Annotated in this window: 16 protein-coding genes; 9 read left to right on the forward strand and 7 right to left on the reverse strand. The window is 40.1% G+C overall.

Going from position 1 to position 20,586, the window contains the following annotated elements:
• The first annotated feature begins 43 nt into the window (after window positions 1-43).
• Entirely contained in the window at window positions 44-2,491 is a 2,448-nt protein-coding gene (locus DFQ12_RS11110; RefSeq protein WP_120258984.1) for an ABC transporter permease, read from the forward strand.
• Between the two features lie 289 nt (window positions 2,492-2,780).
• Complete coding sequence (locus DFQ12_RS11115) at window positions 2,781-3,407, forward strand: DUF1062 domain-containing protein (RefSeq protein WP_120258985.1); 627 nt, start codon at window positions 2,781-2,783, stop codon at window positions 3,405-3,407.
• A 228-nt stretch (window positions 3,408-3,635) separates the two neighbouring features.
• On the opposite strand, the gene DFQ12_RS11120 is transcribed toward DFQ12_RS11115, so the two are convergent.
• The 3 genes from DFQ12_RS11120 to DFQ12_RS11135 form a co-directional block, all read right to left on the reverse strand.
• Window positions 3,636-4,973 (reverse strand): SWIM zinc finger family protein, encoded by a 1,338-nt coding sequence (locus tag DFQ12_RS11120; RefSeq protein WP_120258986.1) that lies wholly within the window; start codon window positions 4,971-4,973, stop codon window positions 3,636-3,638.
• 1 nt (window position 4,974) lies between these two features.
• Window positions 4,975-8,085 carry a DUF6493 family protein gene (locus DFQ12_RS11125; protein ID WP_120258987.1) on the reverse strand — a complete coding sequence of 1,037 codons (3,111 nt, stop codon included), beginning with the start codon at window positions 8,083-8,085 and terminating at the stop codon, window positions 4,975-4,977.
• Window positions 8,086-8,479: 394 nt separating this feature from the next.
• A complete protein-coding gene (locus DFQ12_RS11135) occupies window positions 8,480-10,945 on the reverse strand; it encodes a glutaminase family protein (protein ID WP_120259315.1) in 2,466 nt (821 codons plus the stop codon).
• 351 nt (window positions 10,946-11,296) lie between these two features.
• Between DFQ12_RS11135 and DFQ12_RS11140 the strand changes: the two genes are divergently transcribed.
• Window positions 11,297-13,099 carry a mechanosensitive ion channel family protein gene (locus DFQ12_RS11140; RefSeq protein WP_120258989.1) on the forward strand — a complete coding sequence of 601 codons (1,803 nt, stop codon included), beginning with the start codon at window positions 11,297-11,299 and terminating at the stop codon, window positions 13,097-13,099.
• Window positions 13,100-13,101: 2 nt separating this feature from the next.
• Here DFQ12_RS11140 and DFQ12_RS11145 read toward each other — a convergent pair whose 3' ends face one another.
• Entirely contained in the window at window positions 13,102-14,556 is a 1,455-nt protein-coding gene (locus DFQ12_RS11145) for an aminotransferase-like domain-containing protein (RefSeq protein ID WP_120258990.1), read from the reverse strand.
• A 99-nt stretch (window positions 14,557-14,655) separates the two neighbouring features.
• On the opposite strand from DFQ12_RS11145, the gene DFQ12_RS11150 reads away from it, so the two are divergent.
• The gene (locus DFQ12_RS11150; RefSeq protein WP_120258991.1) at window positions 14,656-15,537 is read left to right on the forward strand and encodes a DMT family transporter; all 882 of its coding nucleotides are present in this window, start codon (window positions 14,656-14,658) and stop codon (window positions 15,535-15,537) included.
• A gap of 37 nt (window positions 15,538-15,574) precedes the next feature.
• Here the strand turns inward: DFQ12_RS11150 and DFQ12_RS11155 are convergent, their stop codons facing one another.
• Window positions 15,575-16,075, reverse strand: a complete 501-nt coding sequence (locus DFQ12_RS11155) for a GNAT family N-acetyltransferase (protein ID WP_120258992.1) — start codon at window positions 16,073-16,075, stop codon at window positions 15,575-15,577.
• A 153-nt stretch (window positions 16,076-16,228) separates the two neighbouring features.
• Between DFQ12_RS11155 and DFQ12_RS11160 the strand changes: the two genes are divergently transcribed.
• From DFQ12_RS11160 to DFQ12_RS11180, 5 genes are all read left to right on the forward strand, one after another.
• On the forward strand, window positions 16,229-16,840 hold the full coding sequence (locus tag DFQ12_RS11160) for an FMN-binding negative transcriptional regulator (protein ID WP_120258993.1): 612 nt from the start codon (window positions 16,229-16,231) through the stop codon (window positions 16,838-16,840).
• An 18-nt stretch (window positions 16,841-16,858) separates the two neighbouring features.
• Entirely contained in the window at window positions 16,859-17,398 is a 540-nt protein-coding gene (locus DFQ12_RS11165) for a GNAT family N-acetyltransferase (protein ID WP_120258994.1), read from the forward strand.
• Window positions 17,399-17,407: 9 nt separating this feature from the next.
• Entirely contained in the window at window positions 17,408-18,142 is a 735-nt protein-coding gene (locus tag DFQ12_RS11170) for a YggS family pyridoxal phosphate-dependent enzyme (RefSeq protein ID WP_120258995.1), read from the forward strand.
• 11 nt (window positions 18,143-18,153) lie between these two features.
• Window positions 18,154-18,885: a glutamine amidotransferase-related protein gene (locus DFQ12_RS11175; protein ID WP_120258996.1), complete on the forward strand. Its 732-nt coding sequence runs from the start codon at window positions 18,154-18,156 to the stop codon at window positions 18,883-18,885.
• Between the two features lie 342 nt (window positions 18,886-19,227).
• Window positions 19,228-19,545 carry a hypothetical protein gene (locus DFQ12_RS11180; RefSeq protein WP_120258997.1) on the forward strand — a complete coding sequence of 106 codons (318 nt, stop codon included), beginning with the start codon at window positions 19,228-19,230 and terminating at the stop codon, window positions 19,543-19,545.
• A 116-nt stretch (window positions 19,546-19,661) separates the two neighbouring features.
• On the opposite strand, the gene DFQ12_RS11185 is transcribed toward DFQ12_RS11180, so the two are convergent.
• The gene (locus tag DFQ12_RS11185) at window positions 19,662-19,952 is read right to left on the reverse strand and encodes a putative quinol monooxygenase (protein ID WP_120258998.1); all 291 of its coding nucleotides are present in this window, start codon (window positions 19,950-19,952) and stop codon (window positions 19,662-19,664) included.
• Window positions 19,949-20,560 carry an NAD(P)H-dependent oxidoreductase gene (locus DFQ12_RS11190; protein ID WP_120258999.1) on the reverse strand — a complete coding sequence of 204 codons (612 nt, stop codon included), beginning with the start codon at window positions 20,558-20,560 and terminating at the stop codon, window positions 19,949-19,951. Before DFQ12_RS11190 ends, DFQ12_RS11185 begins: the two co-directional genes overlap by 4 nt.
• Window positions 20,561-20,586: the final 26 nt, after the last annotated feature.

Below are 20,586 nucleotides of genomic sequence, written 5' to 3' on the forward strand. Positions count from 1 at the left end.
TATTTTCACATGAAATAGTCATCTATTTATAATTGATACCGCTATGTTAAAAAACTACATAAAAACTGCTTGGAGAAGCTTAAAAAATCAACGCTTCTTCTCATTAATAAAAATAGGTGGTTTTGCCTTTAGCATAGCGATCTGTATGCTTATTGTTTTATATGTAAAGCATGAGTTGAGCTATGATAAATTCTACAAAGATGCTAACCTACTTTTCAGGGTAGTAGGGGTAATCAATAAAGACAATACTGTTCTAAAAGGATTATCGCTACCCGCTCCAGCGGGTGCTACTTTAAAAGAAGAATTTCCAGAAATTATTGCCTCCGGAAGATTATTAACAAATCCACTTTTTGGTGCTGGAACCAATCAAGTCGCCACAACTGGCAATGCTGAACTATTTTCCGAAGAAGGCTTCTGTTTTGCGGATCAAACGATCATGGATTTCTTCCCAACCAAGACAATCTTCGGTTCGTTAAGCCATGCGCTTGACAATCCTAAGACCATTGTAATCACCAAGCGGAAAGCAGCGAAACTGTTTAACGGAAATCCGATCGGAAAACGCATCTATCTAAATAATGATAAGTCAAACGAGTATTCCATTACGGCAGTCATCGATGACATTCCCACAAACTCCAATCTATATGGATATGATTTCTTTATGACTTTAAGTGGTCATGAGCCTTATGAAGGTGAAAAGTTAAATTGGCTGGCCTCCAACTATACAACCTATTTTAAAGTCAGAGAAGGGACCGATATACAACAATTAGAAAAGAAAATAACAAAATCTTACATTCAGGATCATTATAAACCCGCTATGATTAAAGCAGGTATGACGGTCAATGAAGAGGTTTGGAATACTGCAAGAATGACCTTACAGCCCTTGGAAAAGATTCATCTATATTCCAATGATGTGCAAACTCATAAGATTGAAAGCCAAAATCGTGGGGATATTCGATTGGTCTATATTTTTGGTGGAATAGCGCTATTCATATTGATTATCGCAATGATCAACTTTATCAATCTTTCTACTGCCAATGCTACTACACGTGCAAAAGAAGTTGGTGTCCGAAAAACAATCGGTTCCGGTCGAAAGGCCCTCATTATACAGTTTATGACGGAGTCCTTTTTATACAGTGGAATCTCTATTGCATTTGCCTTATTTTTCGCAGTGCTTCTACTTCCCTTTTTTAATCAGATTGCTGGCAAATCCTTGGCTTTTCCTTGGACAACCTGGTATTTCATCCCCGCCCTTGTCGTCTTCGGTTTATTGATAGCTGTAATATCTGGAATTTATCCTGCAATGTATCTTTCTAAATTTAAACCGATTGCTGTATTAAAAGGAAACCTAAATCTAAAATCTAGCCGCAACTGGTTTCGAAATGGACTTGTTATCTTCCAGTTCGCAACATCTATCATCCTGATCATTGGCACCTTGGTCATCAACCAACAAATAAAATATATTTTAAATAGAGACCTAGGTTTCAATAAAGAGCAGGTGCTCATATTAAGAGGAACAGGCACTTTGGATGGAAAGCAAAGATTACTAAAAAACGAATTAAAGGAATTGTCCAGTGTGGCTTCTGTCTCTATTGGTGATTACCTACCAGTTACAATGGATGGCGTAAAGCGTAATGGAAATTCATTTTGGAACGATGGTAGACAAAATCAAGATGTGGGTGTGGGTGGTCAGAACTGGATTGTTGATGATGATTATATCGCCACCTTTGGGATCAAAATCCTCGAAGGACGTAATTTCAACATGAACATGCCAACCGATTCCGCAGCGATAATAGTCAATCAGAAGATGGTAAAAGAATTGAACATCAAAAATCCGATCGGTGCAAAAATTCGAAATTATGCAACTTATACAATCATTGCTGTAGTCGAAGATTTTATCTTTGGAAACATGCGCAATGAGGATGTTAAACCGCTGGCATTGGTTATTGGTGGTAGTCCGAATATGATGTCCATCAAACTTAAATCAGACAAAATGGAACAAAGTATTCAGGAAATCACGAACGTTTGGAACAAATTCTCTCCAAATCAAAAGATCCAATACACTTTCTTGGATGAAGGATTCGCCATGTTATATGCAGATGTACAACGTACTCAGGTTATTGTGTCAACCTTTGCAGGATTAGCGATATTTATTGCCTGTCTGGGCTTATTTGGCCTTGCCGCATTTGTGACCCAGCAACGAACAAAAGAGATCGGCATCCGGAAGGTTCTTGGAGCCAGTTTGCTCGGAATTATAAAATTGCTATCTACTGATTTTATAAAACTTATTTTCATAGCCATTCTAATCGCCTGCCCTATTGGCTGGTGGGCAATGAACACCTGGTTACAGGACTTCAATTACAGAATCAGTATTCAGGCTTGGATATTTATACTTGCAGGAATTACCAGCATGTTGATTGCTTTTGGAACCATCTTTTACCATGCGTTAAAAATAGGACGAATAAATCCAGTCAATAGTTTAAAAGATGAATAATTTCAACCAAATTACTTAACTTAGCATATAGACCAAACGATTACGTTTTGAACACAATTCTTAAATTTATAGTTGCTTAGTTAGCCTCACAAACCACAGGCTAATCATTCTTTTATTTGGATAATCCTATCCAAACAGGTTTTCATTTGATTTTATTATTCACCCTACTGTTATAGCAAATATTTCTTTTTTGCTATGCAAGCTATCCATACCCTCGTGTTGCAATAGCAGAAACATCGTGAATAATATCAAAAAAATTAATAAAGAATATTAAGCACGACTATAAATAATGCAAAAGGAATATTCATGGACTGTGAGTCCAAACAATACACCGTTACTAAAGAAATCATGTAGCCATTGCGATAGTAAACAATTTTATTGCAGTGAAAAATTCAGAATAAATGCACAGAAAAAAAACGTTGACATATGGTTGATTTATCGATGTGTTAAATGCGATAGCACATACAATTTGACTATATTTTCACGTACCCGACCGACTGCAATAGACAGTATATTGTTCAACAAATTTCAAAATAACGATACAGAACTGGCTTGGAAATATGCGTTTTCCGAAGAAATGAGAAGAAAGAATAAGGTGGAAGCCGATTTAGCTACAGTAACCTATGCTTTGCAATATGACGAGATTTCAAGCGATGAATTGCTGTCTTTGAATGAAAGGATCATAACATTCGAGGTTGACTATCCCTTTGACTTCCAACTTAGGTTATCAACCCTCATTCGTACCTGTCTCAACCTTTCCTCAAGGCAGCTCGATCAACTAATCATGCAAGAAGCAATTACGGTAGCGGGAAAACACCTACAGAAAAAGCATAAGCTAAAAGACAAAGATCGCATTGAAATTGATTGTAAAAAACTAAAAAGCATACTGTGTAACAAGATCCAAAGTATACAGTAACGGATTGGTTAATTTGGGTTTCCCTTAAATTCAATGAATAACAAAAAATAGGGTTTAAGTTCTTGATGAATTTAAACCCTATTTTTTTATCAGACTGAAGATCCAAAATATTATTTGGTATCATTTATCAAAATTCACCTTTTTATATGCTCCTTAATCCTGCGAATAATTCAAAAAAAACAGCCCAAAGAATAAAAGCATCCTCCTACGATTTGAATAGTTGACAATTTAATCTTTCAACTGCATTTTCACCGCCAAGACATGCTTACATACACCGCGTTTTCCCTGATGATTTGTATACCAATTGCAGGTACATCGCGCCTGTTCCCCTTCAATCAAAACGGTATGCTGCACACCCGAGCCCTCTACCCGAGCCTCCAATATCCGTCCTTCCCGCCGTATAATCTGTACGCTATCAGTTTGCAATAATTTTTTCGCATTCTTTAAACGGGGATTAAGCGACAATATGCGTTCTGTTTTAAATGGCAGCCGTCGATAATAGTGTTTTGCCTCATGCATGTCATACCCCAATAATCCGATGGACGATAATGAGGCAGTTAAACTATCCATGGTATCAAAGGCGATATCATGCTCTATCGACAGTAGGGTCGGGTTGAATAGTTCATTAGATTTCAGCAGGCTATTAAGTCCGTAAATCCATTCCTGCGGAACCTCCTGCACCATATTCTCCAGTACATTCCCTTCACCTGAAAACCCGCGATAATTGTCCGGAGAGAGCGCCAGAGTCATGCGCATTTTTCCAAAATCAGCCACCACACAGACACATTCGCCACCTGCAGCCTGATATACACGCATCAGGTCAACATAAGGCAACAATGATTCCAATAATCGCAGACGTTGGATACCACCAATTTGTACTGCATCGGCACTCTTCAATGGTGAAAACAAGAATTTATTCCCCCTTTTGCTCAAGTAATAGTTCCCCTTGACCGAACCTCGTGGTATACTTTGAAATAACTGGACGACCTGCAATTTCTGTAAGACAAAAACTTCTTCCATTTCGGCAAGATACCACTGTACACTGGTCAATCCTTTGACCCATCGCAAAGGTAGCGTGACCTTTCTTTCTACGACAGTCCCCCCATCACTGTGCAGTGAAACTTCCTTTTCGCCGACTCCCATCACCATTGATTCTGACTTTTTGATGCTATTCAATGCATTTAACATCGGTTCATTAAAATCAACATTTGTTGTACCAGCAGCCAAAAATTCTCCATCTATCGCCTCTTCCAAAAGATCCAGTCGTGCATACACACCGTTACAGGAGGAGAAACCTTCAAAGCGAAGCTGTTCGGTTCCAGCAGAAACAATTGGATCTCTTAAACTCGGTGGTACAGGGCCAAAACTCGACCGAACGACCTTAGATAACGTCAATAAACATTTTGAACTCAATAAAGGATCAACCAATTTGCCCCAGAAAAAACAGGGCACTTCATTGACATCTTGCAACTCTGCTTGATGAGCAAGTACGAGCTGTTGTATTCCATTTCGTTCGGCCAGCATCGATGGTCGTGCAAAGCTTACTTCTAAATCTTTTAATGCCATTTTACAGTTTATTAAATTTTAATACAATGGGTTTTAACGCTGCAACTTTTTCCCATTCCGCGATTTTTTCCTTCAATTGTTTATCCTCTTTTTTGCCCAGACGAAGCGCAAGGTCGTACGTTTGCTCGATCAGCTTTTTAAAATTAGCTGGCATTTTTGTTTCCCAGCTGACACGCAACAGCAGGCTTTTTAACAGTTGATATAATGCATCGTTGTGAATCGGGCTGATGTCGCGGACTACTTCAAACAAATCCAGAAAACGGTTTATAGGAGCGTAAGCTTTACCTATTAAATCACCCAGATAATCACCCAGTGTCTGAACATCCAGCATTCCTTTCTCCACCCATTGCATGACCAATTCCGCTGCCAAAGTACGTGTATTCTTTTCTTTCGTCAATAAGCTACAGGCGATAAACAACTGTGTACTTGGATCCGTAGCGCCATGATAATCCAACAAGGCTGTCAACAGCGCTGGTATGGTCTTCGAAGTCTCCAATGCATAGGAATTGAAACGACAATTTAACACGAGACTTAGCGGTTCAGCCACCTGGGGAGTCAAGCTAAAAAAATAGCGGATATCAGCCTCGCTCACATAATAAAAATATTCGTTTTTCCGGGTAGCATAAACATCCATTGCATACAATAATGGTGTCGGTGTTTCCTGATAAGTAGGCATTGGAATAGCTAATTCCTGACCGATCAAATATTGCTCATTCTGTTTTGTCTTATAATCGTAGCTCGTATTGTAATTTGGTTTAATCTGATAGCTGGGACGATAGGGTTCGATCACAAAAGGAAAACTGGCTAAGGCTCCGGTCTCGAATGCAGGAAACTTTCCGTTCGGCTGCCGTGTTCGCGCAGCCGTTGCCCATACGGCCTGCCACTCCTTTTCATCGCCTTCTTTTTTGAATAGACGTTGAAGCCAGTTTTTCCCTTCCCCAACCTTGATATTGTCAGTATATCCCAAGGCGAATGCGAGCAACTCACGTAATTCCTCCGCTTGGATATGCTGTAATTGTGCCTTGTTATCTTCGCCATCTATACGTGGCATCCTACTGATTGCAATAGCTATATCGACAGGATCTATGGCAACCCCTTGTTGCTCATGCGCAATAATCCGATCGATTAAGACCTCGGGTGATACCCAATAAGGCGCATGACTTGGCGTACTGAGCAATGAAACAGCAACATTTTGCTGTAAACGACCTTGAAATATAGCCAGTAAATGATCCAAAATCGAAATCGATCTGAATTCACTGTTATAACGGCTCTTATATCGATATATCGTCTTAGGTTGATAAATAATATTCAGCAGCACGTTACCAAATAAACTGGCGTAAGAAGCCTCATTATAACCGCTCTTTAACTGTTTGAGGTAAGGATCCAGTTGTCTGACATAATCCGCTGGAAATTCATCCCGCTTGGTTAACCAGGCATGGATAAGCAATTCCATATCCAAAGGATCCCCTCCCTTGATTATCTTTCCCCAATGAAATAAGATATCACTCCAATTGGCGAGATAAGTGATTGGTTGATCGAGTTGTATATCATTCCCTTTTGGGGCTTCATATTCATACACTCCATCCATTCCCCGCAATGGGGACAATACTTCTGCTTCACTCAACGGAGCCTCTTCCAGCCAAGGCTTTAGTTGACTACTGACATCCCCCATGAGTTGCGTGGCATACATCGTCAACCTCATTTTAATCTCCTCATCCTCCACAGCAGCATATTTGGCAATCAATTTTGCCGCGCGTTCCTGTAGCGAAAGATCAGATAACATAAAGATGGGAGTAATCGCCGAACATACAGCCGACGCAGGTTCTTTTTCCTGTTTCAGCCATTTGTCAAATTGGATCAGAAGCGTCTTGATACCTCCTTTCAAATCATTACGCATAAAAACAGGTTCCAACCAAGATAAAAGCTCATTGCTGTCCAATTCCGAGCTTCCGATCAGAGGCTTCAGTCGATCAATGGCAAAATTAACGACCGCAGCCTGCTCATGATGTAACAAGGGGAAAAGATGGTTTTGATGTTGCAAAATCACCGCATCATTAATATTCAACTTCATCAGAAGCTTTCGAAAAAAGCTTTTGAGATTAATATTCCAATCTTTTGTCTGCGTTTCAAAGAGTTGTTGTATAAGAAGATCGGTATCCAATTTTCCTTGTTCCAATAATCTCGGGAAAATATAGTCCCATACCAGCTCCGATTCCTGCGTCTGATAATCATAACGCAAATAGTTGTTTTGCAGATTCGTTTCGTAGGCAAGCAACAAAGGTACATCGCGTGTATAAGCCTTCTCGTCTTCAATCAATCTATCCAAATAGGCTTTCTTCTCCGGTTCATTATAACCCAGATTTGGGGCGTTGCCCAATGAACGTGCGTAGACTTCAGGTTTAAACTCAAAGTAGCCCCACTCTTCCAATAAACGGATGTTGTCATAGGTAATCGCCATCCATTCATTTTTAACTATTTGTTCGGCGGCATAGTCTGCCAACCAACTTGGTTTTGCCCAATCCAGTACCTTTTTTACCGAGGGGATATTCAGTGAGTTTAAAGGATCTATCAATTCAGTCCAGGTCGTAGTATCACTCAATGAAAAAGTCGCCAATGCACTCAATGCAATCAGTCGTTGTTGCGCCTGATCCGCACGTTGCCCCCAATTGTAATTGGCGTGTTTTTTAAATTCCGGTTCTTTGGAAAGATCCGTCCATGATAACCAATATTTCTTTGCTTTTCGGATTTCTTTTTTGATAAACTCGACATTCCCTTTTAAATGTCGGTCAAGAAATGGAATCAGACCATCAATATTTGTCTGACGAATAAGTTCAAGGTATTCATCGGCAATAGCTTGCTTGGATTGGGCAGCTCCTTTTTTCTCTGTGGGAGCGACGATCGACAAACCATCATCCGAATAACCTTTTTTTATTTTCTCGGCAATCAATTTCTCAGCATCTTTCAAACAAGTTTCATCTGAATCAAAGGCTTTTGTCTTCGATTGTCCGTCGGTACCGTTTCGTCCGTAAGTTACCGTATGACTATTTCCCTTGGTTTCTATTTGCCAAAATTTATCCGATGATCCGTCAATTAATTTTAAGTGTCTAAACATAATGATTCCGATTTATTAAAGCTGACAATCCTGTCACAACACAACTCACTATCAAATGGCAAATTGGTTTTTACGCAGCAGGTGACTCACTCAAAGATACATTTTCAATGTATCTACAAGATAACGGAAATCAGTGATTTTTAAAAATTTATAGTCTACCGCAAAAAAATAAAGAAGTCGTCTATCAAGTGAAAGCGAACCTTCCAAAAGTTGAATAGTTGATAGGAGCTTGGTGGAGAACGCAAATACCAGATTAAAAAAAAAGCCAAACAGAAAAGAGCCCGGCGGGATACCGGGCTCTGCTATAAAAAAAGGTAATTTTGTTTATCCGTCCAATGATTTTGGAATCAATCCATTTTTTGTACTTCGTTTAAAGTATGGATATTTTCGCTGCTTATTTTTGCTGAAGTTTATCCGATAGCATCTTCATATAAAAACCACCTACAACACTACGTGCCTTAAAATTCTCACGTATCCCTGTATTCGCGTCGTAAAAATCATTTAGTGGAACACGAGATTCTGTTTGGATCGCATGGTTGTAAACCGGATGCACCAAAGCTTCGAATTCATCCCGTGTTGGTGCAAATGTAGCAGTCCACAAAATCCAGTCGTTTTTGGTATATGCTTTTCGGCTATCCAATGGAATTCCAAATCTACTTTGTTTGGTCAGGTAATACTTGATCTCCGTGTTATAGACTTTCTGTGGAAACAGATTTAGTCCCAGCACCTTGTCCCAAATCAGATTATATTTTTGGCTCCAGGTATTTTTATCGTCAAATGTCAGCGCGTAATGGTCTCCGGCATCTGCCATTTCCATCCATTTTGGCACCATCTCCTCCGCAATGGCACGATATTTCTTCGCCGTCTCAGTTTCGCCGATCGCTTCAGCCATTTGCGCATAACAGGCAATCCCCACAATAGCCTTTACCGATAAGTTTACATTACGGGCGAGATGGCCCGCAAAATCATCTGTACATAATTGCGTTTTAGGGTCGAAACCATCCTTTACAAGATAGTCTACCCAAGTGGTGAGCGTCTTCCAGTGCTTGCGTGCATAGCTTACATCCCCCTGTACTTTTGAAATCGCAGCGGTCAAAATAATCATATTTCCAGACTCTTCGACCGGCATTGGCTCGCCATAAGTCTGTCCATTGGCCAATGGATATGTACCTAGATCATGTGCTGCCCAAGGGTGAGGATATTTGCCACTTTCACTAAAGTAAAAGATACCCGTCAACATGCCTTTCAACAATTCCGGATTATAGATCAGGTATAGAGGTGCCGATGGATAAGTGACATCGACCGTATTAATAAAACCACCACTGTTGTTCTCTTTGGATAACCAGAGCAATTCGTCCTGTGGACTTTTCACCAAGGTGTGCGCAGCAATACTCTGGCGATAAGCCAGTGTTGTTAAATGGGCATATTCCTTTCCGCCAGACTTTAACGCATCTGTGTAAACCTGTTTATCGAAAGCAACACATCTATCCATTACTGAGCGATATTCATTGGCCGCTAAGGTAAGCTGATTTTCAATGGTTTCTTTACCAGAATTATTCCACCAAGGCCGCAGATCTTTTTTGAAATATTGGATAGCATAAATCTCATCATAGCCAAGTTCAACAAAACGTTCGACTTCCTTATTGCCCACCGTCCCAAAAGGAATGATTGTATTCAAGGACAATGCTGTTCCCTTTGTACTTGTCGACTTTGTATTTCCTTTTCTAAAGTCATCCACAGCCGTTGCCATTGGACTTACAAACTGCTGCGACTGATCTTTTTTGGGTGCGGCAACATAAAAATAGCCCCAGTCAATACGCATATCATCGGCTCCTTTTTGCAACATAGGTTGTTCGACTGTTCCTGTTTTCAAAATAGCTAATTTGTCAGTCTCATATTTTTCAGCAACGACCTCCTGTGATGGTTTATAAACCGCAATGTTGGATGCCGCACTTAAAAAGACTTTTACAGCATGTTGTTTTCCATCATTTGCTTTTACCTGATAGGTAATATAAGATACAGGACGAGCCAATAGATTAAGATCATCCATCAATAGCGGCGATGTAAATGTGAGCTTCAGATCGACTTTGCCTGCCTGGAAATTATATATGGTACGTGTGGCTGTTATCTCCACATCTTTCTGTACGGCAGTTTGTATTTTAGGTCCCCCCTCTTTGAGCCTATCTACTAGTCCAAAGTCAAGAAAACGGCCTCCGGCAGTATTGCGCAGATGAATAGCGATCTGATTTTGACCCGCCTTTAGGTCCGACTTATTTATCGGCAAATACTGGAAGCTGTTTGTCCACCCCGCCTTTTCATAAACCTTTTTCCCATTTAAAAACACCACAACATTATCATCATGGTTTAATTTTAAGAAGAGTTCGTTGATGCCTTGCGGGTCGGTCACATTAAAGGCACGACGTACCCAGATATCATCCGATTTCCACAAAGTCTTGACATGTTTTTGATCATCTCCCAGAGGAGCAGCACCTGATTTCCAGCCACTGGCTTTATAAGAAGAGGACTGCCAATCCCCTTCGGGTTTAGACTCGGTATATTGTACAGTAAAAGACTGATCTTCCGCAGTGGGAAGAATCGTTTTATAATTGGGTTCCTCCTTACCAAGAAAACGATAAATATTGCCGTCGACATTAATCAGTCCCAAGAGCGAATGATCTGCTTCGGTCCAATGTTTGGTGGTTGATGCATTCAACTGATCCGTCATTGACCAGATACTAAAGTTTGGATTGTGGGTAATCAATGGGTAAGCTGGAGCTTTTCTTTGTTGCGCCTGTGCATCAAAAAAGCTCGATATACAAGCTAACAAGCAACAAATACTCACTTTTCCGAGTTTGTTCATCTTAAAAATAGGTTTTTTAAAAGGTTTAATCATATATTTTGATAAAATTAGCGACCTAGCTGTTTTCAGGCATAAAAAAGAATCATTAAAAATGCCTAAAGAAAAATATAAGCTTCACAACAAATAACGTTGGAATAACTGACATTCAGCAGCCTCTTCGTATCATTTTATATGCAATTTATATCATATTGCAGCAAGTCCCCCCACAGATTAGCGGATAAAAAAGATAATCGAAAAAAGATTAGAACATCCGATAACTGGGTTCAACAAAAAACATTATTATCTTTGGCTATCCGATCAGGATCAGATTGGTCAGGCTGATAGATTGGAATCAATTTTACCTTGGAGAATATGAGAAGATTTTACTTTTTTTTCTTTACAATTATACTATGTTTTTGTTCAACAATCGTTGGGCTTTATGCACAGGAAAACGATTCAATCAATAAAAAAGAACTTGGTTTAAGCACCTTATTAAATGATATCCGACAACAACAGATCAACGATTCACTCGAACGTCAGAAACTACAGCATGAAATCGCCAGTCTCAAAAGTCAGAATAGTCCCAAGAAAGAAAATCTAAAACAGCAGCTCAATAATTTTGACGAAGAAAACAACCTGCGCAAGCAACAGTTAAAAATCAAAGTTGACTCGATCAAAAAAAACACCAAGCGTTATGCCGTCGCACCATTTAATGACACCCTTTTTTATATCTATAACAAATTAGGTTCATCCCTGGCCAAAGATCGCGCCTACAATGTGGTCAACAGAATTGAGAATCTCTATGAAGATGATTTTGTAAAAGTAGATTCTTTCAAAATTGAAAACAACGAAATCAGCGCCGATATTGTTTACAAAGATCTGGTCATTACTTCCATCACAGAACTTGACGCCCTACTGGAAGGGAAAAACAAAGAAGAGATTGCCACACAATACCTCAAGCGTATCCAACAGGCCATCAGTAAGGAAAGAGCGGACAATAGCATTACCAAAGTGCTGATCCGTACAGGACTTGTCCTCCTTATCCTTGTGGTCTTTTCGATTTTGGTGTATTTTATCAATAGACTAAAAAGATATGGCACGAATCGTCTATTGGCCGAACGTACAGAGCGGATCAAAGATGTTAAAATCAAAAATTATGTGTTCCTTACCTCCGTTCAGAAAACCCGTATTTTCATTAACACAATCAATATTGCACGTTGGGGACTGATTGTATTGATCGCTTTCATCATGCTTCCCATTGTTTTCAGCGTCTTTCCCTTTACGCAAAGCTGGGCCTCCAATCTGATCGGACTTTTTACCAAACCCCTGAAAAAAGCGGTCTTCGCCATTTGGGATTATATTCCAAATCTGATCACCGTTTTTGTCATTCTATTTGTCATGCGTTATGCGGTACGGTTTGTGAAATATATTTTTAACGAGATTGATAAAGGTAAATTGGAGGTCAATGGCTTTCACCGGGAGTTTGCTATGCCTACATTTACCATTGTCCGGTTTCTATTACACGCCTTTACATTGGTACTTGTATTCCCTTATCTTCCGGGGGCCAATTCGGACATCTTCAAAGGAATATCTGTTTTTATCGGAGTACTATTCTCTTTGGGATCATCCTCCGCTATTTCCAATATTATTGCGGGTCTTGTCATTACCTATATGCGCCCTTTCCGCATTGGTGACCGGATCACAATTGCGGATAAGACAGGTGTTGTCATTGAAAAATCGCCCTTGGTAACCCGGCTAAGGACAATTAAAAATGAGGAAATCACCATTCCAAATTCATCCATCCTATCGGGCAATACGGTTAACTATTCTACCTTTTCAGAAGAAGGAATATGTTTTCAGGTTGAACTCACAGTGGGCTATGAAGAACCTTGGCAACGTATACACGAATTGCTCTTAAATATTCCCACACGTATAGCACGTGTCAATCAACTTCCGGCACCATTTGTATTACAAAAAAAACTAGATGACTTTTATGTCCTCTACGAGCTGAATGTTTATATTTCCAAATCTGGGGAAATTGAGCTGGCCAAATCCGAGATTTATCAACATATTCTCAATGACTTCCTAGCTGCAGGTATTGAAATGAATGGCCCGCACCTATTTGCAAAATTGGATCATGTACCACAATACCAGCCTAAAAACACAGATAAATAGTATTAAGGTCTGTGATCTATTTCTGGATCAGTTTTATTGGCATGTAGCATCATTTTGGCTAGATTTCCCAACTGTACCAGTGCAAAACGTAGTTCATCCGTCCAGGGTAGTCCTAAGCAGAGGCGCATACAATTTTGAAATTGATTTTGCAGAGTGAACATTCTCCCCGGAGCAATACTCATTTTCTTTTTTAATCCGTAGTTGTAAAGCTTTGTCGTGTCTATGCTTTTTGGCAACTCGACCCAAAGTGCTAACCCTCCTTGGGGTCTACTGAGCCGCGTCCCTTCCGGAAAAGATTCCGCGATTACATTGGCAAATCGTTGATAGTTTTCTTGCAATGTTTTCCGAAGATCATAGAGATGATGATCATATCTTCCGGTCATTAAGAAATTACCCACTGCCTCGTGAATTAATGTTGTGGACGACAAGGCATGGATTAATTTCAAGCGGAGAATCTGATCCTTGTATTTCCCTGCAGCGACCCAGCCCACCCGGTAACCGGGGGCCAATGTTTTTGATACCGAGCCACACCATAACACATTGCCCTCTTCGTCAAAGGTTTTACAACATTTGGGTCGTTCACTCCCAAAATAGATATCGCCATAAGTATCATCCTCAATCAGTGGAACAGCGTGCTTAGCAAGTAACCTGACCACTTCCATTTTATTTTTATCGGGCATACAATAGCCTAATGGGGTATTGAAATTGGGCACAAGTAGACAAACATTGATCTCGGGCAATAAGCGTTCAAGCGAATGGATATCAATCCCCGACATTGGATCGCAGGTCAATTCAATAACCTTTAATCCCAAACTCAGAACCAATTGCAAAATACCGGGGTAGCAGGGACTCTCCAATGCAATGGTATCTCCCGGCTTGGTCAATGCCATCAGACAGAGTGACAAAGCATGCATACAACCATTTGTTGTGATGACATCATCCGCTGTCAATCGACCATCCCAGCCCAGGGAACGGGCCGCTACCATCCTACGCAATTTCAGATTCCCCTGTAAAGGTTCATATTCAGCGCCGCCGGCATCTAATTCCCGGGTTGCAAGTACGATTTCCTTTTTTAATTTAGCCAAAGGCAGTAAATCTCCTGAAGGAACACCGATGGAAAACAAGGTTAGGTCTTTACGGCCCATATTCGCGTAGACGCTACTGATCAGCTCATTGGGCTCAACACTATCCGCTATCAGCTGTATTTGACCTGTTTCCGGAAGTTGTAACTTATGTTGATTCAATGCGTTAACAAAATATCCCGACTGCGGTATCGAATAAATTAGTGATTGCGCTTCCAACGCGAGGAATACCCGCTTAGCTGTATTCATACTGATACCATGTTCTTTACTCAACACGCGCACCGATGGTAACCGTTCATTGGGTCTGAGAACACCATTTTTTATTTTACTCGCTATATTTTGAGCCAAAACACTGTATAGAAAGTCTTTTCCCATCCTGTAAATATAACTGTATCCATCAATTAAACAAAAACTGTAACTGTACTCAATCTTAACTATTCGCGAGATTTGTATCAAAATTTAGATAATCTAACAATGAGCATCAATACAGAAGCAACGGAATCATCAAATGGCTGGCTAAACGGTTTACTTGGCGTCATTATATTTAGTGGATCATTGCCTGCAACACGGATTGCAGTCCTAGATTTAGATCCATTCTTTGTGACTGTAGCCCGCGCTACTATCGCAGATATACTCGCCCTTATCGTATTATTGATCAACAAGGAAAAATTCCCTCAAAAGACACAGTTTTTATCCCTTGGTATTGTGGCGTTGGGCGTAGTCATTGGTTTTCCCTTATTGAGTGCCTTGGCCCTACGTTATGTGACTTCCGCGCATTCCATTGTTTTTGTAGGTATACTTCCCGTATCAACTGCTGTTTTTGGTATCATTCGTGGCGGCGAGCGCCCTCGTCCGGTATTTTGGATCTTTTCGATATTGGGCAGTCTTTTGGTAGTTGGATATGCCCTTAAGCAAGGTATATCTTCCTCTCCTATTGGCGATATACTCATGCTATTATCTGTAATCCTTTGTGGACTGGGCTATGCCGAAGGGGGCAAGCTTTCAAAGACATTGGGGGGCTGGCAGGTAATTTCCTGGGCATTGGTATTTTCATTACCAGTAGTGCTGCCCTTGACTTATATTTTTCTTCCAACCACGGTAGCCCATGTAAGCATCGGAGCCTGGACAAGTCTTGCTTACGTTTCCCTCTTTAGCATGTTTATCGGTTTTATCTTTTGGTATAAAGGATTAGCTCAAGGCGGTATAGCCTCTATTGGACAGCTACAGCTCCTTCAACCCTTCTTTGGTCTAATCTTAGCCGCTAGCCTACTTCACGAAGAAGTAAATATCGGGATGTTATTCGTTACCATTGGTGTCATACTCTGTGTGGGTGGCGCTAAAAAATTTGCCAAATAAAAAGACATGAAGCGCAACAGACCTTGTCCGCTAACAATTATAAAACCAACACATACATCAGTTCAGCTGCGACAGTACCATCAGGCCATTCAACCTCACGGGAATGCGTATAGGTAAAATTAAAGGCTTGATTTGCTGCCTTTGACGATTCATTCCCCGCGCGATGCGATACGGTGATCTGTGTACATCCTTTTTCGCGGGCCCATGCAATACGTGCCTGATAAAATAATCTTGACAGTCCTTTTCCGCGATGAGGTTCACGAACAAAAGAAGCAATCAGAATAGCATTTGAAGCGTCATCACGGTCCACGACCACGCCCGTTAATCCAATGATATCCTCTTGATCATATAGTCCAAACATCGCACAATTTTGATTCTCAAGTAGTGCCACCCAATCCCGCTGGCTGTAAGCCGCCTCTCGTTGATAATTACTTCCAAATACCCCGGGATCTGTATGTAACGCTTCCAGCCTAACCTTCTTGTAATCTTCCCATTGTGCTGGAGCCAAGCGCTGCAATACGTAATTTTCTTTCTTCATTTCTTCTTTTACTATCACCAAAGATAAATATAACCAACAATCTCGATTAAACCCATGAAAATTGTCACTGGACTATCCGCTTTATTGAATTTGGACCATTTATTCCCATCACTTTAGCTCTATTTTTGATATGATCAAAAAAATACCCATTGTATGTACGTACCCAAACATTTTCAATTTAAAGACTATACCGAACAGATCGCATTTATGAAACAATATAGTTTTGCAACAATTGTATCCATAAAAGACAATATCCCTATAGCAACACAACTTCCCTTTCAGATCAAGGAACATGCAGATAAGCTATTTTTAAGTTCGCATTTTGCTGTTGCAAATGAGCAAGCCAACTCTATCGTAGAAAACACTTCATTGGTTATTTTCTCTGAACCACATGCCTACATATCCCCTATGCATTATGACAAAGAGGAAAGCGTCCCCACCTGGGACTATATCGCTGTACATGCCTACGGAACAGCACGGATTATAAATAATGAGGACGAAAAAACAGAAGTGCTTGAACAGATGATCAAAACCTATGACAGTGCTTATTTAAACCAATGGCGAGAGCTTTCGGATCGTTTTAAAAAGGGCATGATGCGCGGCATCGTCGCCTTCGAATTGGAAGTAACGGATTTACAGGGACAAAAAAAGATCAGTCAGAACAAGACTGTTATCGAAAGGGAACGTATTGCGACATATTTAGAAAAAGGAGACAATCCGATCGAAAAGAGCATCGCTAAATCTATCAGAAACTTACAGTCTTAATTTATTATACACGGTCACATGGACAAAAATTCAATAAACATAAAAATCCTCAAAGTGAAAATGACCGATATTGATCTATTGCAAAGTATAAGTCAGCAGACCTTTATCGAGGCATTTTCCGAAACCAATACAGCAGAAAATATGACGAAATACATGGCGGAAAAATTCTCGAATGAAACATTATTGGCTGAATTGAGCAATCGAGGGTCGGAGTTTTATTTTGCACAACTCGGTAATAGGATCATTGGCTACCTCAAAATAAACAGTGAACAAGCGCAAACAGAATTACAAGATGAGCATGCACTGGAAATAGAACGTATCTATGTATTACAAGAATTTCATGGAAAAAAAGTAGGGCAGCTTCTTTATGAAAAAGCATTGGATATCGCTAGGTTAAAAAATGTTAGGTTTATCTGGCTGGGTGTATGGGAGGAAAATCATCGTGCGATTAGTTTCTATAACAAAAATGGTTTTGTCGCCTTCGATAAACATATTTTCAGATTAGGTGATGATGAACAAACCGATATTATGATGAAAAAAAGTGTCATTAACAATTAATTTCAAACTATGAATGCGACTATCAGTGACAATATAAAGATGATACAGCAACGTATCGAAAAGGCTTGCCAGAGTAGTGGTCGAGATCCACAAGAAGTAACATTATTGCTCGCAACAAAAACCGTAACAGCGGAGCGTATTAAAATCGCCTTACAAGCCGGACAGACCTTGATTGCCGAAAACAAAGTGCAGGAACTAAAGGAGAAATACGAAGACCTGAAGGGAATTCCACATCGCAATCATTTTATTGGACACTTACAGACCAATAAAATCAAAGAAATCCTCAAATATAATGTCTCCTGTGTACATTCTGTAGACCGCTTCGATTTAGCTCAAAAACTCCATCAGCGACTCACAGCCGACAATAAAACCATAGATATACTCATTCAGGTCAATACATCTAACGAAGAAAGTAAATATGGCGCTGACCCAGATCAGGTCATTGACCTCGTCAGGCAGATCGCCCCTCTGAACAGCTTACACATAAAAGGATTGATGACGATCGGCCTCCTAAGTGCCGAAGCTGAACAAGTCCGTAGGTGTTTCCAGTTGCTCAAACAGATTCAACAACAAATCATTATGCTCGATATTCCGAATGTATCGATGCAAGAATTATCCATGGGAATGAGTGGGGATCTGGAAATAGCGATTGCCGAAGGCGCTACTATTGTACGGGTAGGTACAGCGATATTCGGACAGCGAAATACCCCCGATAGTTATTATTGGAACGAGAATTTGATTTAAAAATAGCGCTTATGAATGTACATTTTATACAGCATGAAGATTTTGAAGCTCCAGGAGCCTATTTGCAATGGGCATTAGCAAGACACCATAAAACGAGTTTCTCCAAGGTATATCAATATGAAGCGCTACCACAAGACGGCACGATGATAGACTTATTAGTTATTATGGGTGGTCCTCAAAGTCCAGATTCCTCTCAACAGGAATATCCTTATTATGATGCGCAGGCTGAAATTGCCTTAATCAGGCAATGTATACATGCTGGAAAAGCCGTTGTTGGGGTTTGTCTAGGATCACAATTGATCGGTGAAGCCCTAGGGGCAACCTACGAACCGAGTCCAGAAAAAGAAATAGGCGTTTTTGAGATCCAACTTACTCAAGATGGTTTAGCGGATCCGAAAGTTAGGCATTTTGATGAATTTCTACCTGTCGGTCACTGGCATAATGATATGCCGGGGCTCAGTCCAGCCAGTCAAGTTCTTGCGGTCAGTGCAGGTTGTCCACGACAGATCGTAAGGTACACCGACCTGGTTTATGGCTTTCAGTGCCATATGGAACTCAATGCGGAAGTTGTCGAATTGCTGATTCAGGCAGAGAAAGATCTTTTACACAAAAGCAAACTACATAAATTTGTGCAGACTCCAGATCAAATCCGCGGCTACGACTATACCGAGATGAACAATAAGCTATTTCAGTTTCTCGATCAGCTGGAAATTGCCTATCAACATACAAAAAACAATTTTTAGAACGGATCGAAGCAATCCAAATCCGGTTCCTCAGCCATAGATAGCAATCCAACATTACAGTGCATGTACAACGGATTTGAAAATGACCGACGGCAAATCATCTGTAGTAGATTTAGCAGATTTTAGGAACGAGGTATGAAACCATCATGATTTATTCAAACCGAGTGAACCGAACGATTGAGCTCACGAATACCTTAAAGTACTAATTTAATGAGTAAACGAGTTCATGAATACCGTATAAAACATACGCTCGATGAATAAATCTGATAGCTTCATCACAACTAAAAAAAAAATTATATAGATGAAAAAAAACTGTAGATTTAGTTATCAAACAAAACGTCGATGGATTTTACACTTAAGCATTTTTTAAGATCAGCCACGCTATTAATCTTCGGTCTGCTGTTATTTTCATGTTCGGTCAAAAAGAACGATGAAAATCTAATCTGGTACGAAAACCAAGTGATAGAACAGGCAGTGCCCGAACAGGATTCAGTTTACAGAATACAGATTGGTATGATGGCTTCTTCTTTTTGGCTGGATAACAAAGGTAACGAGCGGAAAGATCAGTTATCTCTTTTACAAGAAAGCCTGAAGCAACGGAATCCCCTTACTATTGGCGTTGAAAAAGGAACCAATAAAATCATTCGTGTTACTAAATAGCAATAAACGATTAGCACTCCGTAACGCTAACACGAATGATTTCAACAGTTTTTAATATAAAAACCCGTCTGATCCCAGTTTAAATTATAAATTTTGTCCTCCTTATCAAAATGGAATCAGGCTATTTTTTCCATTAAGTAAATCTGTGGTGTCTCTTGCAGCTTCTCCTCGACCATTCGCCCAAATGCGAGGATATAAGGTTGCTGATTATGTGCATCAAGTCCGGCCTGGCTTTCCCAGATTTCATAAAAGATAAACTGATTCTCATCTTCAGCCAGCTGATGCAGATCATACTGCATACAAGCAGCTTCCTTTCGGCTCTCTTCGACCATATGCTGCAATGTATGCATAACCTCGATTCGAAATACCGGATTCGCCTTTAAAATAGCCGTTATATAGATCTTCATGATAACTGAGTTTCAAAATAAAATACCTCTTCCAAATATGCTTTATATTCCTTTTCGTAGTTATCCACACGCTCCTGTGTTGCGCCTTTCTCCATATCATGGAAATGAAAACTTCCAATACTTTCCAATCCAGCAAATTGATTCATCTTATGGAAACCAAACAGAACACCTTCATCAACAGAATGTTGATCAAAAAACTCGCCTTCCATCGTAAATGCCGTATCTGGCGCGTTCCAACTTGAGGTTACAAAATACTTTTTCCCATGCATCAATCCACCGGTACCATAATTGATTGCCGGGTTCTTACGTGAGCGACCATCACTCCGATAGATGCCATTATTGTGTCCAGCTGTAAACACTTCATCTATATAAAGCTTTAGACGGTTAGGCACCTGAAACCACCATACAGGGAAGTGATAAACAATGATATCCGCCCATTTAAAATTTTCAGCTTCGACCATCGCGTCAAATTTATCATTTACATTGGTCACACGGATTTCAAATCCATTTTTAACTAAGGTTTGCTCTGTCCAATTTGTAATTGTGGTATTAAAAGAACCACCTGAGTGTGCGAACTCCTGTCCGCCATTGATAATAAATATATTCATCTCTATTATTTTTATTATTGATAACA

Origin of the sequence: Sphingobacterium detergens, assembly GCF_003610355.1 — a bacterium.
Lineage (GTDB): Bacteria > Bacteroidota > Bacteroidia > Sphingobacteriales > Sphingobacteriaceae > Sphingobacterium > Sphingobacterium detergens.